Source organism: Bradyrhizobium sp. SZCCHNR1017 (assembly GCF_032381375.1).
Taxonomy (GTDB): Bacteria; Pseudomonadota; Alphaproteobacteria; order Rhizobiales; family Xanthobacteraceae; genus Bradyrhizobium.
In genome coordinates, this window is the sequence record NZ_JAUHIR010000003.1 from 331660 (window position 1) to 350867 (window position 19208).

17 protein-coding genes are annotated in these 19208 nt (G+C 65.4%); 10 read left to right on the forward strand and 7 right to left on the reverse strand.

Going from position 1 to position 19208, the window contains the following annotated elements; translation table 11 throughout:
- Positions 1 to 42: 42 nt before the first annotated feature.
- Together QW863_RS10460 and acs are read right to left on the reverse strand one after the other, a co-directional pair.
- Positions 43 to 537, reverse strand: a complete 495-nt coding sequence (locus QW863_RS10460; RefSeq protein WP_409977911.1) for a L,D-transpeptidase — start codon at positions 535 to 537, stop codon at positions 43 to 45.
- 227 nt (positions 538 to 764) lie between these two features.
- Entirely contained in the window at positions 765 to 2717 is a 1953-nt protein-coding gene (gene acs / locus QW863_RS10465; protein ID WP_315715872.1) for an acetate--CoA ligase, read from the reverse strand.
- A 378-nt stretch (positions 2718 to 3095) separates the two neighbouring features.
- On the opposite strand from acs, the gene QW863_RS10470 reads away from it, so the two are divergent.
- Positions 3096 to 4283 (forward strand): DNA topoisomerase IB, encoded by a 1188-nt coding sequence (locus QW863_RS10470; protein WP_315715873.1) that lies wholly within the window; start codon positions 3096 to 3098, stop codon positions 4281 to 4283.
- Between the two features lie 12 nt (positions 4284 to 4295).
- Here the strand turns inward: QW863_RS10470 and QW863_RS10475 are convergent, their stop codons facing one another.
- A complete protein-coding gene (locus QW863_RS10475) occupies positions 4296 to 4664 on the reverse strand; it encodes a hypothetical protein (RefSeq protein WP_315715874.1) in 369 nt (122 codons plus the stop codon).
- A gap of 482 nt (positions 4665 to 5146) precedes the next feature.
- Between QW863_RS10475 and QW863_RS10480 the strand changes: the two genes are divergently transcribed.
- The 3 genes from QW863_RS10480 to QW863_RS10490 all read left to right on the forward strand — a co-directional run bounded on the left by QW863_RS10480 (position 5147) and on the right by QW863_RS10490 (position 7353).
- Positions 5147 to 5701, forward strand: coding sequence for a fasciclin domain-containing protein (locus tag QW863_RS10480; protein ID WP_315715875.1), 555 nt, complete (start codon positions 5147 to 5149; stop codon positions 5699 to 5701).
- A gap of 201 nt (positions 5702 to 5902) precedes the next feature.
- The gene (locus QW863_RS10485) at positions 5903 to 6556 is read left to right on the forward strand and encodes a cytochrome b/b6 domain-containing protein (protein WP_315715876.1); all 654 of its coding nucleotides are present in this window, start codon (positions 5903 to 5905) and stop codon (positions 6554 to 6556) included.
- A gap of 14 nt (positions 6557 to 6570) precedes the next feature.
- Positions 6571 to 7353, forward strand: coding sequence for a molybdopterin-dependent oxidoreductase (locus tag QW863_RS10490; protein ID WP_315715877.1), 783 nt, complete (start codon positions 6571 to 6573; stop codon positions 7351 to 7353).
- 164 nt (positions 7354 to 7517) lie between these two features.
- Here QW863_RS10490 and QW863_RS10495 read toward each other — a convergent pair whose 3' ends face one another.
- Entirely contained in the window at positions 7518 to 8714 is a 1197-nt protein-coding gene (locus QW863_RS10495; RefSeq protein ID WP_315715878.1) for a YbfB/YjiJ family MFS transporter, read from the reverse strand.
- A gap of 275 nt (positions 8715 to 8989) precedes the next feature.
- Here QW863_RS10495 and leuB point away from each other — a divergent pair, with 275 nt between their 5' ends.
- From leuB to QW863_RS10515, 4 genes are all read left to right on the forward strand, one after another.
- The gene (gene leuB, locus QW863_RS10500; RefSeq protein WP_315715879.1) at positions 8990 to 10102 is read left to right on the forward strand and encodes a 3-isopropylmalate dehydrogenase; all 1113 of its coding nucleotides are present in this window, start codon (positions 8990 to 8992) and stop codon (positions 10100 to 10102) included.
- Positions 10103 to 10510: 408 nt separating this feature from the next.
- Positions 10511 to 12022 carry a sugar ABC transporter ATP-binding protein gene (locus QW863_RS10505; protein WP_315715880.1) on the forward strand — a complete coding sequence of 504 codons (1512 nt, stop codon included), beginning with the start codon at positions 10511 to 10513 and terminating at the stop codon, positions 12020 to 12022.
- A gap of 4 nt (positions 12023 to 12026) precedes the next feature.
- Complete coding sequence (locus tag QW863_RS10510) at positions 12027 to 13067, forward strand: ABC transporter permease (RefSeq protein ID WP_315715881.1); 1041 nt, start codon at positions 12027 to 12029, stop codon at positions 13065 to 13067.
- Positions 13068 to 13202: 135 nt separating this feature from the next.
- Complete coding sequence (locus QW863_RS10515; protein WP_315767675.1) at positions 13203 to 14144, forward strand: ABC transporter substrate-binding protein; 942 nt, start codon at positions 13203 to 13205, stop codon at positions 14142 to 14144.
- 1136 nt (positions 14145 to 15280) lie between these two features.
- Here QW863_RS10515 and QW863_RS10520 read toward each other — a convergent pair.
- Both QW863_RS10520 and QW863_RS10525 read right to left on the reverse strand, forming a co-directional pair.
- Positions 15281 to 15664: a hypothetical protein gene (locus tag QW863_RS10520; protein ID WP_315715883.1), complete on the reverse strand. Its 384-nt coding sequence runs from the start codon at positions 15662 to 15664 to the stop codon at positions 15281 to 15283.
- A 228-nt stretch (positions 15665 to 15892) separates the two neighbouring features.
- Positions 15893 to 16693 carry a hypothetical protein gene (locus QW863_RS10525; RefSeq protein WP_315715884.1) on the reverse strand — a complete coding sequence of 267 codons (801 nt, stop codon included), beginning with the start codon at positions 16691 to 16693 and terminating at the stop codon, positions 15893 to 15895.
- Positions 16694 to 16807: 114 nt separating this feature from the next.
- Here QW863_RS10525 and QW863_RS10530 point away from each other — a divergent pair, with 114 nt between their 5' ends.
- Positions 16808 to 17842 (forward strand): aspartate-semialdehyde dehydrogenase, encoded by a 1035-nt coding sequence (locus QW863_RS10530; RefSeq protein WP_315715885.1) that lies wholly within the window; start codon positions 16808 to 16810, stop codon positions 17840 to 17842.
- Positions 17843 to 17876: 34 nt separating this feature from the next.
- Positions 17877 to 18419 carry a TIGR00645 family protein gene (locus QW863_RS10535; protein ID WP_315715886.1) on the forward strand — a complete coding sequence of 181 codons (543 nt, stop codon included), beginning with the start codon at positions 17877 to 17879 and terminating at the stop codon, positions 18417 to 18419.
- A gap of 66 nt (positions 18420 to 18485) precedes the next feature.
- On the opposite strand, the gene QW863_RS10540 is transcribed toward QW863_RS10535, so the two are convergent.
- Complete coding sequence (locus tag QW863_RS10540; RefSeq protein WP_315715887.1) at positions 18486 to 19130, reverse strand: carbonic anhydrase; 645 nt, start codon at positions 19128 to 19130, stop codon at positions 18486 to 18488.
- Between the last annotated feature and the right edge of the window lie 78 nt (positions 19131 to 19208).

Here is a 19208-nt window from a genome sequence, read left to right on the forward strand (position 1 = left end):
GCCGGTCCCGCGTTCGCCGCACTCCCGTATCGCAACGGTGACTCAGCGCGTGACCACCACCGTCGTGCCGATCGACACGCGCTCGTAGAGGTCGGTGATATCCGGGTTGAGCATGCGGATGCAGCCATACGAGACATAGCCGCCCACCGAATTCGGCACGTTGGTGCCGTGGATCGCATATTCGCCGCCGGCGAGCGTCAAGGCGGCAACGCCCATCGGATTGCGCGGCGAGCCGCCGGGAATGACGTCCGGCAGCTCCGGCTTGTCGCGCTTGACGTCGGCGGGCGGAGCCCAGGCCGGATTCTTGTACTTGCCGTCGATCTTGGTGGTGCCGGCCCATTGCCGGCCGGCCTTGCCGACGCCGACCGTGTAGCGCAAGGCGTGGCTGCCATCGAGCACGAGATAGAGTTTCCGCTCGCCGGTCCTCACGACGATGGTGCCCGGCGAAAAGTCGCCGCCGACGGCGACCAACTCGGGACGGGCCGACGCAGAGCCGGCCGTCGTGACCATGGTTCCGATCACCGACGCGGCCAGCATCGCCGCCTTCATTGTCAGCCTGACCGCCCCAGTCCGCATGGTCATCCCCTCAGCCGGTTCCGCGGCGCCTGCTCCCGGCCGGGAGCACGCAGATCGCATGAGGAAAGGAAAACTCCGTCTGCGAGTAAATGACCTGAAAACAACACTCCCGCGGAATCAGCCGCGGGAGTGCGATGAGACTTGACGATTGCGGCGAACGCGCTTGGCGCCCGCGGGGCACGGCGTGCTTACGCCTGCTTCTCCTTGCGGTTCTGCCGGTGCTGGACGAGATCATCGACCACGCCGGGATCGGCAAGGGTCGAGGTGTCGCCCAGCGCGCCCGGCTCGTCCTCGGCGATCTTGCGCAGGATGCGGCGCATGATCTTGCCGGAGCGGGTCTTGGGCAGGCCGGGGGCGAACTGGATCTGGTCGGGCGAGGCGATCGGGCCGATCTCCTTGCGCACCCAGGCGACGAGCTCCTTGCGCAGCTCCTCGGTCGGCTGCTCGCCGGCCATCAGGGTGACATAGGCGTAGATGCCTTGGCCCTTGATGTCGTGGGGATAGCCGACCACGGCGGCTTCCGACACCTTGGGATGGGCAACCAGCGCGCTTTCCACCTCGGCCGTTCCCATGCGGTGGCCGGAGACGTTGATGACGTCGTCGACGCGGCCGGTGATCCAGTAATAGCCGTCGGCGTCGCGGCGACAGCCGTCGCCGGTGAAGTACTTGCCCTTGTAGGTCGAGAAGTAGGTCATCTCGAACCGGGCATGGTCGCCATACACCGTGCGCATCTGGCCCGGCCAGGAGCGGGTGAGGCAGAGATTGCCCTCGGTCGCGCCCTCCAGCGTCTTGCCGTCGGCATCGACGATCTCGGGCACGACGCCGAAGAACGGCCGCGTCGCCGAGCCCGGCTTCAGCCGGGTCGCGCCCGGCAGCGGCGTGATCAGGATGCCGCCGGTCTCGGTCTGCCACCAGGTGTCGACGATCGGGCAGCGGTCGTCGCCGACGACGCGGTGATACCACTCCCAGGCTTCCGGATTGATCGGCTCGCCGACCGAGCCGAGCAGGCGCAGAGACGCGCGCGAGGTCTTCTTCACCGGCGCGTCGCCGCCCTGCATCAGCGCGCGGATCGCGGTCGGCGCGGTGTAGAAGATGTTGACCTTGTGCTTGTCGATGACGTTCCAGAACCGCGAATTGTCCGGATAGTTCGGCACGCCTTCGAACATCAGCGTGACGGCGCCATTGGCCAGCGGCCCATAGAGGATGTAGCTGTGACCGGTGACCCAGCCGACGTCGGCGGTGCACCAGTAGACGTCGCCCTCGTGATAGTCGAACACGTATTGATGCGTCATCGCGGCGTAGACGAGATAGCCGCCGGTGGTGTGCAGCACGCCCTTGGGCTGGCCGGTCGAGCCCGACGTGTAGAGGATGAACAGCGGATCCTCCGCATTCATCGGCTCGCACGGGCATTCGGTGGTCACCATCTCGGCGGCCTCGTGGTACCAGAGGTCGCGGCTCGGATTCATCTCGATCTTGCCGCCGGTGCGCTTGACCACGACGACCCAGTCGACATTGTCGACCTTGTTCAGCGCTGCGTCGACATTGGCCTTGAGCGGCACCTTGCGGCCGCCGCGCAGGCCCTCGTCGGCGGTGATGATGATCTTGGAATCGCAGTCCTTGATGCGCTGGGCGAGCGAGTCCGGCGAGAAGCCGGCGAACACCACCGAGTGGATGGCGCCGATGCGGGCGCAGGCCAGCATCGCATAGGCGGCCTCCGGGATCATCGGCAGATAGATGGTGACGCGGTCGCCCTTCTTGACGTTGCGGTTGCGCAGGATGTTGGCCATCCTGCACACCTCGTCGTGCAACTCGCGATAGGTGATGTGCTTCGACTGCGAGGGGTCGTCGCCTTCCCAGATGATCGCGGTCTGGTCGCCGCGGGTGGCGAGATGGCGGTCGATGCAGTTATAGGCGGCGTTGAGGACGCCGTCCTCGAACCATTTGATCGAGATGTTGCCGGGTGCGTAGGAGACGTTTTCGATTCTCGTCGGCGCCTTGACCCAATCGACGCGCCTGGCCTGCTCGGCCCAGAAGCCGTTGGGGTCCTTGATCGAGCGCGCGTACATCTCCTGGTACTTCGCGTCGTCGACAAAGGCGCGTTTCGCCCACTCGGCCGGAACGTCGTAGATCTTCTCGGACATTTCACACCCTCCACATGCGGCCTGCCGTCGATTCCGCGCAGGCCATCGTTGTTCCCACTATGCGTCCGCGTAACCGGCGGCGACAAGGCAAGACAAGTAGGACCTTCGGCGGGGAGGCGGTCTGCGCAGGATCAAAGAATTGTGCGCGGAGGTTGCGTGCGCCGGCCGCGCCTCGGAGATCGCTACAGTCTGCAGCATCAAGGTTACCCGGAATCGGGGCGCGTACCGGTATTTTGAAACCGCTTTGCCCAAAATTAGGGACTCGCTATCCGGCCCGTCACGCCCTAAATCGCCTTGAAGCTGTGGATAACCCGGCCGGAACCAAACCGGACTCCGGGGCATTGAGCGGATGAAAACGACGGCAGGGCGTCTAAAGCAATGATGGACCAGCAGAATTTCGAGAGCCCACGGGTCGGCCCGGCCGATCCCGAGGTCGCGCTCGCGAAAGCGCTGGGCCAGTGGCCGCCCAAGCCGCCGCGCCGCAAGCTGAGCTTGAAGGATCTGGCCCACGCCAAGACCGCCGACGCGCAAGGCAATGCCAAGACCTCGGTCGAGGAACTCGCCAAGCGCATCGGGCTGAAGCTCGGCGACCAGACCGCGCTGACCATCCGCCGCGTCAGGCGGGGCAAGAGCTATACCTTCATCCGCGCCAACGGCACCCCGATCCGCCACGCCGGTACCATCCGCCGCCTGCATGCGATGGCGGTGCCGCCGGCCTATCGCGAGGTGCGCTACGCCCCCGATCCGAACCTGCATCTGCAGGCGGTTGGCGTCGATGCCGCCGGCCGGCTGCAATACCGCTATCACGCCGACTGGGAGAAGGTGCGCGAGCATCGCAAGGCGCATCGCCTCGCCAAGCTGGTCGGCGCGCTGCCGCGCATCCGTCGCGCGGTGTCGAAACATCTCGCCGGCGACCAGCCGACGCGCGAGTTCGCGCTCGCTGCAGTCATCGAGCTGATCGCGCGCACGGCCATTCGCCCCGGCAATGAGTCCTATGCCCGGCTGAACGGCACGCGCGGCGCCACCACACTGTTGAAGTCGAACGTCACGCTCGAGGATGACTCCCTGGTGCTGACCTTCAAGGCCAAGGGCGGCAAGGCCGTGCGCAAGGAATGCGACGCCGCCAAGCTGGTGCGGGCCGTCGGCATTTTGCGCGGCGTGCCCGGCCGCCGCATGTTCCAATACCGCGACGCCCAGGGCGTGGTGCGCGCGGTCTCGACCACACAGGTCAACGCCTTCCTGCGCGAGATCGCCGGCATCAAGATCTCGCTGAAGGATTTCCGCACGCTGATGGCCTCCGCCGTGGCGCTGGAGACCTTGTCGCGGATCACGCCGGCGGCGAGCGCGCGCGGCCGCAAGAAGCAGATCCTGGAAGCGATCCGCGCCGCCGCCGACGAGCTCACCAACACGCCGGCGATCTGCCGCAAGAGCTACGTGCACGACACCATCGTCACGGCGTTCGAGGACGGCATCCTCGAACGCTTCGCCGCCACCATGAAGGGCCAGCGCTCGCAGACGCGGCGCGAGCAATTGCTGGCGCAGGTGGTGACGGCGGTCTCGGCCTGACGCCGCAATTCATCAAGCCTGGCAGCGCGGCCCGATCTTGGCCGACGCAAGGAAGCGGGCGATCGGATCGAGCTGCCGGCACGGCGCCGCCGCGCTCTTCACCGGCGCGGCCTCGCGCCTGGCCGGCCGCAGCACGGTCGACTTGCTGGCCGGCTTGGCGCGGCGGGCAGCCGACGCACCACGTCCGTCCGCGCGCACGGCCCTCGATAGCAGCGGCAGGCGCGCGCCTTCGTTGAGATCGAGCGGCGGTGTTTCGAAACTGCGATCGGACTCGTTCAACGTATCAACGCCGGGAATGGGCTCGCGGATCAGCGACGACGTCGCTTCGCCCGCGATGTCGCCGGGCGATACCGCGGCAAGCACCATCTTCGTTGCAAGCAAGCAGCAGATTATCACGAGGCAGAACCCCGCAATCCAGATCGTTCTGTTCACTGTAGGAAACCCCCGCCGATCGCGCCGGACAGTGCAGGACATCCCCTTCCCGCAGCCGGCGCCGTGCCGACCAATCAACCTTAAGAAAGTCTTACTCGCAATGTTTTCGGCAGGTTCGGCCGAGCTCGGCTCGCATTGTAGTTAATGGCGACGATGATCGGTCATCGGCGTCGGCCAATGACCGACAGAGAGCTGATCAGTTCGCAGCAGGCTGCGACATTGCGGCGCGGATCTCGTTCAATGAGTCGGCGAGACGATCTCGATCGCCGCAGGTTTCACGGATCACGTTAAATTATGCGCCGAAACTCGCTTCCGAACGCGGCGTAGCTCGGCCTGACACGATGCAAGAGCGCATCCGCTCAAGATCAGCATCGGTGTCGCAGTCGAACTCATCACGCGGCTCTGCCGCCGCCTTTCATAGGGAGCTACCCATGTCCAAGCGCATTGCCTTTCTCGCTGCCGCCGCCTTCAGCGCGCTGTCGCTGACCTCGACCTTTGTCGCGCCCGCCAGCGCCGAGGAGAAGACCGTGATGGTCGGAGGCGCGGCGATGTATCCGTCCAAGAACATCGTGCAGAACGCGGTCAACTCGAAGGATCATACGACGCTGGTCGCCGCGGTGAAGGCCGCCGGCCTCGTGCCGACGCTGGAAGGCAAGGGTCCGTTCACGGTGTTCGCGCCGACCAATACCGCGTTCGGCAAGCTGCCGGCCGGCACCGTCGACAGCCTCGTCAAGCCGGAGAACAAGGCGACGCTGACCAAGATCCTCACCTATCACGTCGTGCCCGGCAAGCTCGAGGCGTCCGACCTGAAGGACGGCCAGATGCTGAAGACGGTCGAGGGCGAGCAGCTCACCGTCAAGCGCGAGGGCAAGAACGTCATGATCGTTGACGCCAAGGGCGGCACCTCGATGGTGACGATCCCGAACGTCAACCAGTCGAACGGCGTCATCCACGTGGTCGACACCGTGCTGATGCCGGCGTCCTGAGGCCCGGCGCGACACCGGACACATCCGTTTCTTCCTCCTCCTCGCGGATGTGACCAGGAGCGAGCCGGGCCACCCCCCGGCTCGCTTTTTTGTGAACGCGATAGTTTCTGCGTATCGTTTTGATCGGCGCCGCGGTGTAACGGAGCCCGCCGAGCCGGCGTATAATTGGCGTGACGAATGCAAGCGACGGAGCCGACCGCCATGACGAGCGCCACCACCAGCGCCCCCTCGACCCTCGCGGCCACCGGGGGAGCTGTAACCGGAGTCGCGACCAAGGTCATTCAGCCGGCCTGGGTGCGCGTCATGCATTGGATCAACGCCGTCGCAATGATCATGATGATCATGTCGGGCTGGCAGATCTACAACGCCTCGCCGCTGTTCGACTTCCGCTTCGACCGCAGCTTCACGCTCGGCGGCTGGCTCGGCGGCGCGCTGCTGTGGCATTTCGCGGCGATGTGGCTGCTGATGCTGAACGGCCTTGCCTATCTCGTCACCGGTCTCGCCACCGGCCGGTTCCGCCGCAAGCTGCTGCCGATCTCGCCGGCGTCCGTCGTCGCCGACCTCAAGGCCGCGCTGACCTTCAAGCTCGCCCATGACGACCTCACCGTCTACAACGCGGTGCAGAAGCTGCTCTATCTCGGCATCATCTGCGTCGGCATCGTCGTCGTGCTCACGGGCCTGTCGATGTGGAAGCCGGTGCAGCTGCACTGGCTGGTGAGCCTGTTCGGCGACTATCCGGCGGCGCGCTACGTCCATTTCGTCTGCATGGCGCTGATCTGCGCCTTCCTGGTGATCCACATCCTGCTCGCGCTGCTGGTGCCGAAGAGCCTGCGCGCGATGATCATCGGCCGCTGAGAGGAGAGACAGCCATGGCGAAACGTCCGTTCCTCATTCCCGGCGTCGACAAGCGGCTCCTGATCAAGGACTCGCTGAAGGTGATGCCCGATCTCACCCGGCGCCGCTTCCTCACCGGCGGCGCCAGCCTGGGCGCGCTGACCCTGCTCGCCGGCTGCGACGTCGTCGACGGCGACACCGCCGAGGAGCTGCTCAAGAAGGTCTCGAAGTTCAACGACGCGGTGCAGGCCTGGATGTTCAATCCGGACGCGCTGGCGCCGACCTTCCCGGAGAGCGCGATCACGAAACCGTTCCCGTTCAACGCCTACTACACGCTCGACGAGGCGCCGGAGATCGATGCGGCCGACTGGAAGCTCGAGGTGCGCGGGCTCGTCGACAACAAGAAGTCGTGGACGCTTCCCGAGCTGCACGCGCTGCCCCAGGTGACGCAGATCACGCGTCACATCTGCGTCGAGGGCTGGAGCGCGATCGGCTCCTGGACCGGCACGCCGCTGCGCGACTTCCTCAAGCTGATCGGCGCCGATACGCGCGCCAAGTACGTCTGGTTCAACTGCGCCGACAAGGACGGCTACAATTCGCCTCTGGACATGCGCACCGCGCTGCATCCGCAGACCCAGATGACCTTCAAGTTCGCCGACCAGATCCTGCCGCGCGCCTACGGCTATCCGATGAAGATCCGGGTGCCCACCAAGCTCGGCTTCAAGAACCCGAAATACGTCGTAGCGATGGAAGTCACCAACGACTACAAGGGCGGCTACTGGGAAGACCAGGGGTACAATTCGTTCAGCGGGAGTTGATCTCCCGCCAATCGAGCCCGGATGGCGGCCGCAATCTCCGCTGTCGTCCCTGCGAACGCAGGGACACATAACCACCGGTCGTGAAGAGGCAGGAAATTACCAGCCAGATCCCTCGATAGTGTCCGCGGTATGGGTCCCTGCGTTCGCAGGGACGACATTGTCGATCAGGCTCGATCGGCTGCTTTCAACTTCCCCTGCATCGCCGCCATCACGGCGCCCAGCAGCAACAGCGCCGCTGACACGTTCAACGCATAGGTCAGGCTCCCCATCGCATCGGTGATCGCGCCGACCGCGAACGGACCCAACGTCTGGCCGACGCCGAACGAGATGGTCAGCGCCGCGATCGCGCGCGGCCAAGCGGCTTGCGGCAGGTTGAAGCGCACGAAGGCCGTCGTCGCGGTCGTCACCGTCGAGAACGCGATGCCGAACACTGCGGCCGACAAGGTCAGCATGACGGGCGAATGGCTGAGCGAGGGCAGGGCGGCGCCGATCGCGTTGATGGTGAGGATGAGGGCGGTGGGCCAGCCGCCGCGATCGAGCGCCAGCACGCGCCGCCACACCCAGGGCGTGGTGAAGCCGGCGAGGCCAATGAGGCACCAGAAGCCGGATTGCGCCGCGGCGCCGCCGCCGAGGTCGCGGACATAGGCAATCATGAAGGTAAGATAGGCGATGTAGCCCGCGCCATAGAGGAAGTAGCCGAACAGATAGATCGCCATCGGCCGCAGCGAGACGCGGTCCGCGCGCGTCTCCGGCATGGCGGCGTTCGCTGGAAGCCGCATCAGCAGCAGCGGCACGATCAGCATTGCGCCGGCGCCTGCGAGCACCGCCCACACGATCCACCATGAGCCGGGCCCGAACGCCTGCAGCACGAACGGCGCGATCAGGCCTGAGATGACGATGCCGAGCGGCGGCCCGGCATAGAACAGGCTCAGCACGAAGCTCGCCTGCGCCGGCCGCGCCAAGGCGACCCGCGCCGCCACCGCGCCGCCGGCCACCAGCGCCACGCCGGCGCCGATGCCGGTCACGAGCCGCGCCAGGCTGAGCGCAATGAAATCGCCCGTCATGGCGCAGACGACGAGAGAGACCAAAGCCGCCAGCGTGCCGCCGCGCACCGCGGTCAGCCCGCCGAACCGCCGGGCCGTCTGCGCGGCGATCAACGCCCCGATCAGATAGCCGGCGGCATTGACCGTGTTCATGAAGCCGGCCGCCGAATACGACCAGTGCAGCGTGTCGCGCATGTCCGGCAGCACCAGCGCATAGGCGAAGCGGCCGATGCCGAGACCGATGATGGGACCGAGCGACAGCGTGAGGTTGGTCAGCGCCGGGTGGGCCGGCGGCGGATCGGAACGGGAGATCGGCAAGACATGCTCCGGCGTGGCGCATATCCGGCAAATCATGCTGCTCGGCCGCCAGTTTCGAGCACAGTACAGCCTTGCCCGGCGCGACAGAAGGCGGGCGGCGGCAATGGTGGCTTGCCAACCGCGCAGGAGCGCTTTAGCACTCCGCCGATTTTGCAACTCTCGTCATTGCCGGGCTGCTGTCCCCGACCCATCGGGGCGAGCCGGCAATCCAACCAAAAGATGACGGATGTCCGGGCTCAGGCCCCGGCATGACAAGCCCCGTGAGGACAACGACCATGGCGACCCAGAAGCTCCTTTTGCTGCCCGGCGACGGCATCGGCCCCGAAGTGATGGCCGAGGTGAAGCGGCTGATCGGCTGGCTCAACGCCAAGGGGCTGGCCTCGTTCGAGACCGAGGAGGGTCTGGTCGGCGGCGCCGCCTATGACGCCCATGGCGTCTCGATCTCGGAAGCCGACATGGACAAGGCCAAGGCTGCGGATGCGATCATCTTCGGCGCCGTCGGCGGTCCGAAATGGGACGGCGTTCCCTATGAGGTCCGCCCCGAGGCGGGCCTGCTGCGCCTGCGCAAGGATCTCGGCCTGTTCGCCAACCTGCGTCCGGCCGTGTGCTATCCGGCGCTCGCCGATGCCTCCAGCCTCAAGCGCGAGATCGTCGAGGGCCTCGACATCATGATCGTGCGCGAGCTCACCGGCGGCGTGTATTTCGGCGAGCCCAAGACCATCACCGATCTCGGCAACGGCCAGAAGCGGGCCGTCGATACCCAGGTCTACGACACCTATGAGATCGAGCGCATCGCCCGCGTCGCCTTCGACCTCGCGCGCAAGCGCCGCAACAAGGTGACGTCGATGGAGAAGCGCAACGTCATGAAGTCGGGCGTGCTCTGGAACGAGGTCGTCACCGCGGTTCACAATCGCGAATACAAGGACGTCACGCTCGAGCACCAGCTCGCCGATTCCGGCGGCATGAATCTGGTCAAGTATCCGAAGATGTTCGACGTCATCGTCACCGACAATCTGTTCGGCGACATGCTCTCGGATATCGCGGCGATGCTGACGGGATCGCTCGGCATGCTGCCGTCGGCTTCGCTCGGCGAGGTCGACGCCAAGACCCACAAGCGCCGCGCGCTGTACGAGCCGGTGCACGGCTCGGCGCCGGACATTGCCGGCAAGGGTCTCGCCAACCCGATCGCGATGCTGACGTCGTTCGGCATGGCGCTGCGCTACTCCTTCGACATGGGCGCGCTCGCCGACAAGCTCGACGCCGCCATCGCCGCCGTGCTCGCCTCGGGCCTGCGCACCGCCGACATCAAGGCCGAAGGCTCGACCCCGGCCTCGACCGCGCAGATGGGCGAGGCGATCATCAAGGAGCTGGAGAAGCTCACGGCGTAGTCGGAGCCGAGGTTCCGCCGCGCCGAAGGTGCACTCCCCTCCCCGCAAGGGGGAGGGGGGGCTCACCGTCGTTGTCGAGATAGCGCAAATTCAACGCACGACGTGTTCGATCGCGCCACCGGGCGCGTCGTCGCTATTCCGCGGTCGCGTCCTGCAGGCGCATCGCAAGGCCTGTCGATTTTACCTATAGACTTTCATCCCCGGATGAATAGCCTGACCCCAACGCCGCGCCATTGAATGGACGCGGGCTCGCACGCGTTCGACATGATGCGTGCGAGGGCCGGGGAGGATGAATGTGATCGCGCTTGCGATGCGATATGTCGCTCGCCGTGCATGGTGTCGTCGCCAATGTCGCGACCACCGCCCGTGGCGATTGTACGCAACCTCCCTCACCACAAACGCTGACGCATGACTGCGCCGCTCATCTCCGTTCACGGCCTGTGCAAGAGCTTTCCCGGCGTCCGGGCGCTGCACAATGTCAGGTTCGAGCTGCGCGCCGGCGAGGTCCATGCCGTGATGGGCGAGAACGGCGCCGGCAAGTCGACCCTGATGAAGATCCTCGCCGGCGTCTACCGCAAGGACTCCGGCGAGATCATCTACGACGGCGCCAGCGTCGATTTTCCGAGCCCGCGCGAGGCGCAGGCCGCCGGCATCGGGATCATTCATCAGGAGCTGCAGCTGATGAATCATCTCACGGTGGCGCAGAACATCTTCATCGGGCGCGAGCCGATGAAGGCGTTCGGGCTGCTGCTGGACGAGGACAGGCTCAACCGGCAGGCGGCCGAGCTGCTTGCCCAGCTCAATCTGTCGATCGACCCGCGCACGACAGTCGGCGGGCTGACGGTGGCCAGGCAGCAGATGGTGGAGATCGCCAAGGCGCTGTCCTTCAACTCGCGCGTTCTGATCATGGACGAGCCGACCGCCGCGCTGAACGATCGCGAGATCGCCGAGCTGTTCAAGATGATCCGCGCCTTGAAGGCACGCGGCGTCGGCATCGTCTACATCTCCCACAAGATGGACGAGCTGAAGCAGATCGCCGATCGCGTCACCGTGCTGCGCGACGGCGAGTATGTTGCGACGGTGCCGGCCGAGACCACCACGATCGAGACCATCATCGGCATGATGGTGGGCCGCACCTTGGGCGACGCGCGCGTCGCGGGCACGCAGCCCGTCGGCGCGATCGCGCTGGAGGTGCGCGGGCTCAACTGCGGGCCGCTGGTCCGCGACGTCAGCTTCACCCTGCGCAAGGGCGAGATCCTCGGCTTTGCCGGCCTGATGGGGGCCGGCCGCACCGAGGTCGCGCGCGCGATCTTCGGCGCCGACGCCGTTCCGTCCGGGGATATTCTCGTCGACAATCGCAAGGTGACGATCCGCTCGCCGGCGCATGCGGTCGCCCACGGCATCGGTTATCTCTCCGAGGACCGCAAGCGCTTCGGCCTCGCCACCGGCATGGACGTCGAGTCCAACGTCGTGATGTCGAACCTCGCGAACTACCTTGCAATGAAGTTCATGCTCAGGAAGCGCGCGATCCGCGACACCGCCGGCCGCTTCATCCGGATGCTGAACATCCGCACGCCTTCGGCGTCGCAGCAGGTTCGCCTGCTATCCGGCGGCAACCAGCAGAAGATCGTGATCGCCAAATGGCTCGATCGCGATTGCGACATCCTGTTCTTCGACGAGCCGACGCGCGGCATCGACATCGGCGCCAAGAACGAGATCTACCGCCTGCTGCGCGCGCTGGCCGACCAGGGCAAGGCGATCGTCATGATCTCCTCGGAGCTTCCCGAGGTGATCAGGATGAGCGATCGCATCGTCGTGATGTGCGAGGGCCGCATCACCGGCGAATTGTCGCCGGAGGAGGCCACGCAGGAGCGGATCATGCATCTGGCCACCCAGCGCGAAACCATGAAGGCAGGCTGACGGCATGAGCGACCCCGCATTGGTCAAGGATCAGGTCAAGGATGGCCTCGCGCCGAGCGGCGCGATGGCGGCGCTGCGGCGCCGTCTGCTCGGGCCCGCAGCGCTGCAGAAGCTGCTGGCGTTCGCGAGCCTCGTGCTACTGCTGGTCTATTTCAGCTTCGCGTCGCCGGCGTTCATGCAGACCGACAACATGATCAACATCCTGCAGGCGACCGCGGTCAACGGTGTGCTGGCGATCGCCTCGACCTTCGTGATCATCACCGCCGGCATCGATCTGTCGGTCGGCACGCTGATGACCTTCTGCGCGGTGATGGCCGGCGTGTTCCTCACCTATTGGGAGCTGCCGATGTGGACCGGCATCGTCGCGGCGATCGTGACCGGCGCGCTCAGCGGCGCGCTGTCGGGCACGGTCATCACCAAGATGAAGGTGCCGCCGTTCATCGCGACGCTCGGCATGATGCTGGTGCTGAAGGGGCTGGCCCTGGTCGTCTCCGGCAGCAAGCCGATCTATTTCACCAACACCGAGAACTTCTCGATGATCTCGCAGGACTCGCTGCTCGGCACGCTCGTGCCGGCGCTGCCGATTCCCAATGCAGCCCTGATCCTGTTCGTGATGGCGGTGCTGGCCTCCGTCGTTCTCAACCGCACCGCGCTCGGCCGCTACACCTTCGCGATCGGCAGCAACGAGGAGGCGGTGCGGCTCTCCGGCGTCAATGTCGACCGCTGGAAGATCATCATCTACGGCCTCGGCGGCGCCATCTGCGGAGTCGCGGGACTGCTGATCGCGTCGCGCATCAACTCCGCCCAGCCGGCGCTCGGCCAGGGCTATGAGCTCGATGCGATCGCTGCCGTCGTGATCGGCGGCACGTCGCTGAGCGGCGGCACCGGCACCATTCTCGGCACCATCATCGGGGCCTTCATCATGAGCGTTCTGACCAACGGCTTGCGCATCCTCTCGGTGGCCCAGGAATGGCAATTCGTCGTCACCGGGGTCATCATCATTCTCGCTGTTTACGCCGACATGCTCCGTCGAAACCGCGCCTGACCCTTCAAGGAGGACCAGCGACCAGCACCGCTCCGACGTCGCGCTGAAGACTGCGCTGCCCGCCGACAGCGAGCGGCGACGACCACGATCATCACTGTAACGACAAGGTCACTGAAGAGAGCAGAGGAAACACCAATGTTGAGCAAGCATCTCCTCGGCGTCGCGCTCGGCGCCCTCATGGTCGCGGGAGTGTCCGCGAGCGCGCGTGCCGATGATGTCTACATCCCCCTCGTCTCCAAGGGCTTCCAGCACCAGTTCTGGCAGGCGGTGAAGCTCGGCGCCGAGCAGGCCGCGAAGGCCGCCAACGTCAAGATCACCTTCGAAGGGCCGGAAACCGAGGCCATGGTCGACAAGCAGATCGACATGCTCTCCGCGGCGCTCGCCAAGAAGCCGCAGGCGATCGGCTTCGCCGCGCTCGATTCCAAGGCTGCCATTCCGCTCCTGAAGAAGGCGCAAGCCGCCAAGATCCCGGCGATCGCCTTCGACTCCGGCGTCGACAGCGACATTCCGCTGACCACCTGCACCACCGACAACCTCGCCGCGGCGGGCCTCGCCGCTGACAAGATGGCCGACATGATCGGCGATGCCGGCGACGTCGCCGTGGTCGTGCACGACCAGACCAGCCGCACCGGCATCGACCGTCGCGACGGCTTCCTCAAGCGCATCAAGGACAAGCATCCGAACATCAAGATCGTCAGCGTGCAGTATGGCGGCGGCGATCAGCTCAAATCGACCGAGATCACCAAGTCGATCCTGCAGGCCAATCCGAATCTCAAGGGCATCTTCGGCGCCAATGAGGGCTCGGCGATCGGCGTGCTCAACGGCGTCAAGGAGATGAAGAAGAAGATCGTCGTGATCGGCTACGATTCCGGCAAGCAGCAGAAGGCCGCGATCATGTCGGGCGAGATGGCCGGCGCCATCACCCAGAACCCGATCGGCATCGGCAGTTGCACCGTGGAGTCAGCGGTCAAGGCGTTGAAGGGCGAGAAGCTGCCGAAGGTCACCGACACCGGCTTCTATTGGTACGACAAGTCCAACATCACCGACGCGAAGATCGCGGCTGTGCTGTACGATTGAGACCGGTGCGAGGTCGGGCCGGGCGATCGCATATGATGATCTGAGTTTGCGGCGGTCCATCTCCGCGTCGTCATGGCCGGGCTCGTCCCGGCCATCCACATCGCGAGGCATCCTGGGAAGGACGTGGATGCCTGGGACAAGCCCGGGCATGACGGAGTAGCCAACTCGCACGCTTGCTTGTCGCGACTGCTCGTCGGGCAAATCAGATCAGCTCTCGGGTGCGATCGATGGCGATTGACGGAGGTTGCCGCTCGTCCCGTGGCTCTATTCCCTTCGCGGCGAAGAACTTATTTCGCCCGCGATTTCAATCTCCTCCGCTTGATCAGTCGGCCTCCGCCAAAAATTCCACTTTCGTTTTTCCAGAATCCATGGTCTTCTCCCTCCATCCCGCTTCGCTTGCGAGGGACGTTTCGCGATCGTCAGGAGGCGTGAGGCGGGAATGCGGTGGCCGCGAGGGCTCGCAGCATGTCCTAGGGGCATGCGGACGAACGAGACTCTTGCGGACGTGAAGCTGCGTGGTCCTGGCGCCCCGATGCTGGCGCCAAGTCGGAAGGGCGATGATCCCGACGACGACGGTGGCTAACAGGCCGGACACCGGGGAGAGCGTAGAGTAAGCGTGAAAACCATCGCGCAGGGAAGGCCGGGTCGATTCGGCTGTACCTGTGGTTCCTGCCCCGTGCATTTTTTCCGCACGGGGGCCACGGGCCTCAGCCGAGGCCCGGCCTTCCCTGCGCCCTCTGCAAGGAGAGGGCGATCAGACGAGCAAAGACTCGGACGCGAAAGCGGGTGCGAGGATGACCAGTCGTGCCGAAAATTCCGGTGTCGTCCCGGCGAACGCTGGGACCCAGACTCCCCGACAGGGGTGTGAGGCACGCTGGAGCGATGAGACCGGGGGGTCATGCCGGCCGGTGGTTATGGATCCGGCGTTCGCCGGGATGACACTGAGGGGTGGAGCAGGCTGGCCTCCATCGGCGTGTAGCGATGTGTCAGCCATGTCTCCGAACGGTCGTCTCACACGTTCGAAATCGAGCAGTGACCAGCTCATGATCGATGACGACGCGATGGAATGTCAGCGCGGCAAAACAACAAAAAGCCGGGCGGGGCCCGGCCTTGATGATCTGACGATGCAGCCGCCCTCAGTAGGGGATCGGAATCCGGGTCGGATAGCCACCGAGATCGGACGGCGCCATCAGCGGCTGACGGTCGATCGGGCGGTTCAGGTTCTCGCGGGCGAACGACGGATAGCCGACGGCCGGCGGGAACGCGTAATCCGAGAACTTGCGGTCGCCCGGCAGCACCTCGGTGCCGCCGTCGAGGAACGAGCGGCGGGTGATGTAGATGCGGGTGCGCGGGCCGGACTGGTAGGAATAGTTCGGATTGCCGCTGCTATAGGTGGTCGTCACGCGGCGCTTGGTGGTGGCGGCATCCGCCGAGGTGGCGGCAAGAGACGTGACGGCAAGGCCCGTCGCGGCGATCACCGCCAAGGCCATGACCCGGGTCGCAGCAGGAAATTCGATCATCACGTCCTCTTCCTCGCGCCAAAAGGGGCGGGCGCTCGCCATGCGCATGATTTGGCCCGCACAATATCTGGGTCGGCTGTGGCATCACAAGGTCATTCCCGCGGCCGCACCGAAGATAAATTCCCGCTGTGGCGGGAAAGTTGCATCAAAATCCGTCACTTGGCTGCCGATGTGGACGCCCGAATTGGGCGCGGTCACGCCCAGCAACATCCGGACGCAGGCAGACATTCACAAGGCGCCGCGCAGCCTCGGATTGGCGGTCGACGTCACCCAATCGGCGCTGCCGCTGGCGATGGCGGGTTCGTCGCAGCCGCCGCGCCGCTGATCGGACCCCATGAACAGCTGGCTCAGGGCCCGGTGCTGGTCGGGCGCCAGCAGGGTCAGCCGGTTGAGCATGCACCCGACCATGGCGCGGCGCATCGGCATCGTCACGCCCTGGCACGACCAGCCGGAGATCCGCAAGCTCGGCTCGGCGATGGTCTTGAGAAAGCCGAGGCAGGCTCCGGCGCCCTCGGGAGCCCCGGCCCGGCGAACCAGACTGACGGGGCCGAACCGGCTGTCGATCACGCCGGCGGTCTCGAGCTCGGAGGCGGAGTTGCGCCCCATCCGGACCGCGAGATCGGCCCGGGGATCATGCCTTGCATCGCGCTCCGATCCGAACCGGTAGACCTCGAGCTCGGCAGCGGGGCGATCGGCGGGTTCGCCCCAGCGCAACACGTCCTTGCGGCCTCCTTCCGGGTGGATGAGCACGGTGTAGGTGGCGGTCCTGTCGGGCTGGTCGGTGAGACGAAGCGAGAACGCCGGCACTGCGGCGTCGGCCAAGGTCCAGCCGGCGCGGCCGGGCAAAGCGTCGCCGTCGTCGAGATGATTCCAGCCGGCGACCCCGAGCATGGCGATCAGCGCCAGAGCCCCCACATAGGCGAACAGGCGCGCAAAGGTGCCGCAGACCTCGTCCGCGAAGCTCTTGAGCCCTTGCAGGACGGACCCGGATCGGGGCGCTGCGGCTGTTCTGGCCGAATTGGACTGCATCGAATGCGAGACGTCGTGGTAACGTTGTGTCAGGGACGTTTCTCGCATAGAAGCGCTGCCGCTTCGGTTTCCGCTGACACGCGCGGCCGGCCATATTTCTTCGGAGAGTGAACGATGGGTTACAAAGTCGCAGTGGTCGGCGCGACCGGCAATGTCGGGCGGGAAATGCTCAATATTCTCGACGAGCGGCAATTCCCGGCGGACGAGGTCGTGGCGCTGGCCTCACGCCGCAGCGTCGGCGTCGAGGTGTCCTATGGCGACCGCACGCTGAAGGTCAAAGCGCTCGAGCACTACGATTTTGCCGATGTCGACATCTGCCTGATGTCGGCCGGCGGTTCGGTGTCGAAGGAGTGGTCGCCCAAGATCGGCGCCGCCGGCGCTGTCGTGATCGACAACTCGTCGGCTTGGCGCATGGATCCCGACGTGCCGCTGATCGTGCCGGAGGTGAATGCCGACGCAGCCGCCGGCTTCAACAAGAAGAACATCATCGCCAACCCGAACTGCTCGACCGCCCAGCTCGTCGTCGCGCTGAAGCCGCTGCACGACAAGGCCAAGATCAAGCGCGTCGTGGTGTCGACCTATCAGTCGGTGTCCGGCGCCGGCAAGGATGCGATGGACGAATTGTTCTCGCAGACCAAGGCCGTCTACACCAACGACGAGCTGGTCAATAAGAAGTTTCCCAAGCGCATCGCCTTCAACGTCATTCCGCAGATCGACGTCTTCATGGAAGACGGCTTCACCAAGGAAGAGTGGAAGATGATGATGGAGACCAAGAAGATCTTGGATCCGAAGATCAAGCTGACCGCGACCTGCGTGCGCGTGCCGGTGTTCGTCGGTCACTCCGAAGCCGTCAATGTCGAGTTCGAGAATCCGATCACGGCGGACGAGGCCCGCAACATCCTGCGCAATGCGCCGGGCTGCCTCGTCATCGACAAGCACGAGCCGGGCGGCTACGTGACGCCCTACGAGGCGGCCGGTGAGGACGCGACCTATATCAGCCGCATCCGCGAGGATGGCACGGTCGAGAACGGCCTCGCCTTCTGGTGCGTGTCCGACAATCTGCGCAAGGGCGCGGCGCTGAACGCGATCCAGATCGCGGAGGTCCTGATCAACCGCAAGCTGATCACGGCCAAGAAGAAGGCGGCCTGAGCGGAGACGTCGTCAGGGTGAGGCGTGGAACGCAATGAGCGAGAAGACGACGCCGGACGCCGCCAGGCACGCGCCGGGTCCGCTCGAGCGCGGGCTCGAAGGCTTCCTGTTCAAGAGCCGCTGGCTGATGGCGCCGTTCTATGTCGGCCTCGTCGTCAGCCTCGTCGTCCTGCTGTTCAAGTTCGTGCTGCTGCTGTGGGAGAACATCGTCCACCTGCCGACCGCCAAGGAGAGCGACATCATCCTCGGCGTGCTCAGCCTGATCGACGTCTGCCTGACCGGCAATCTGGTGCTGATCGTGGTGTTCTCCGGCTATGAGAACTTCGTCTCGCGCATCGATCCCGGCGGCCATCCCGACTGGCCGGAATGGATGACCAAGGTCGATTTCGCCGGACTGAAGCAGAAGCTGCTCGCCTCGATCGTCGCGATCTCGGCGATCCAGCTCTTGAAGGCGTTCATGAATCTCGACGCCGGCTACGACTCGACCAAGCTCGCCTGGCTGGTCGGCGTGCACATGACCTTCGTGGTGTCGACCCTGATGTTGGCGCTGTCGGACCGCTGGTCGGGTGACCATTGATGGGTGGCGAATAGCGAGGCGCGAATGGCGAATAGGGCAGGTGAACTACTCGCTACTCCCCATTCGCTATTCGCCAGCGCGCGCGCTCTTGAATTCCTTGCTGGCCTTGTCGAGCACGAACAGCGAGCCCTCGGAGACGCCGAAATAGGCGCCGTGGAGCTGCAGATCACCGGCCTCGACGCGGCTGCGCACGAATGGGAAGGTCATCAAGTTCTCGAGGCTGCGGAACACCGCGGCCTTCTCGATCCGGGTGACGAAGTCCTGGAAACTCTCATGCGTGCGCTGTTCGACGACCTCGCCGGGCTTGATGAACATCGACATCCAGCGGCCGATGAAGTCGCCCGGGGACAGCGGCGCCGCCTTGTCGACGAAGGCGCGGATGCCGCCGCACTGGGCGTGGCCCAGGATGACGATGTGCTTCACCTTCAGCACGGTGACGGCATATTCCAGCGCCGCCGACACGCCGTGCGCGTTGGCGTCCGGCTGATAGATCGGCACCAGGTTGGCGATGTTGCGCAGCACGAACAATTCGCCGGGGCCGACGTCGAAGATCACCTCGGGCGAGACGCGCGAGTCGCAGCAGCCGATCACCATCACTTCGGGCGACTGGCCGCGCTCCGAGAGCTCGAGGTAACGGCTCTGTTCGGTCGGCAGGCGTTGGGTGGCGAAGGCGCGATAGCCTTCGAGCAGGCGTTGCGGAAACGAGATCATGGGCCTTGCCTAAACACATGCGGCTTCCGGGAACAAGCCTTTCGGGCCGGCCCCCGAAATGGTATCGCGGGCCGCGTC